We start from the raw sequence: 1,121 nt of genomic DNA, 5'->3' as shown, positions 1-1,121 counted from the left end.
TTCGCGTAGGCGTACGCGGTTGCCGCGGAGGCGAGGGGTCCTGTGACGCCGTTGAAGGCGGCGAGCACCTTGGAGACTTCGGTGAAGGGGGCGTTGGAGACGTAGACGAGGTCCCGGTTGCGCATGCGGAAGGCCTGGGAGACGAACAGGCTGTTGGGGTCGCGCATGTCGATGCGGTAGACCACCGGCACCAGGGGCGTGCCGAGCAGCCTCGAGCCGGGATAGAGGCGGCGCACCACGCTGGCGGGCTCGAAGCGGAAGATGAAGGTGCCGGCCGGGTCGGCGGCGAAGTCCGAGAGGCCGCGCGCCTTGGCGAGCGCCTGGGCCAGGGTGATGCCGTCGGCCTGGAACGGCAGTTCGGTGCTGTTGCCCAGCGCGCCGACCGCGATGAAGGTCTGCGGGTCGCGCACCAGGGTGAGCACGTCGTTGGGCCGCAGGAAGATGTTCTCCTTGGGGTTGGACACCACCGTGGTCAGCGGCACCGTGGCGGTGACCGGCCCGCGGGAGAGCCGCACGAAGGTCTCGTTGACCGGCGAGCGGTTGCCGCCGGCGGCCGCGATGACGTCGAGGATGCGGTCGCCGTGGCCGGAGAGCGGCAGGCGGGCGCCGGCGGCGCCCTCGCCGGTGACGGTCACCGCCTGGCTGATCGGGCGGGTGACCGAGACCAGCACCTGGGGCTGGATGGCCTTGCCGGCGAGTTCGCTCTCGATGAGGGTCTGCACGTCCTGGGTGCGGCGGCCGGCGACCTTGATGCGGCCGGCATAGGGCACCGAGATGGCGCCGTCGCGGCCCACCGGCTGCTCGGGGATCAGGGCGGATTTGGAGCCGGCGGAGAAGCGGTCGGCGACCAGCGGCCCGGAGAACAGCCCGCCCGATCCCGCCTCCCAGACCGAGACCGAGACCATGTCGCCGATGCCGATCACCGGCTCGGTGGAGGGGCGGTGGTCGCCGAAGGACGCCAGCAGGCTGTCCAGCGGGCGGCCGCGCAGGGCCTCCACCACCGCCGGCGTCACGTCGATGATCTCGTAGCGGGCCAGCAGGCCCCCGTCGGCGGTCGCGACCTCCGCGCCCGCCTGGATCGCGCTCGCCGTCGGACCCGCCGCCGGCAGGTACGTGCAGCC

The 1,121-nt window shown here is 72.7% G+C and carries 1 protein-coding gene; it reads right to left on the bottom strand.

The genetic code is table 11. The features are described from left to right. A partial coding sequence (locus MFF58_RS31720; protein WP_238294301.1) for a polysaccharide biosynthesis/export family protein occupies window positions 1–1,121 on the bottom strand: 1,121 nt, incomplete at both ends.

The organism is Methylobacterium longum (assembly GCF_022179385.1).
Taxonomy (GTDB): Bacteria; Pseudomonadota; Alphaproteobacteria; order Rhizobiales; family Beijerinckiaceae; genus Methylobacterium; species Methylobacterium longum.
Note: the sequence above shows the minus strand (reverse complement) of the source record. Positions and strands in the feature narration are given on the sequence as shown.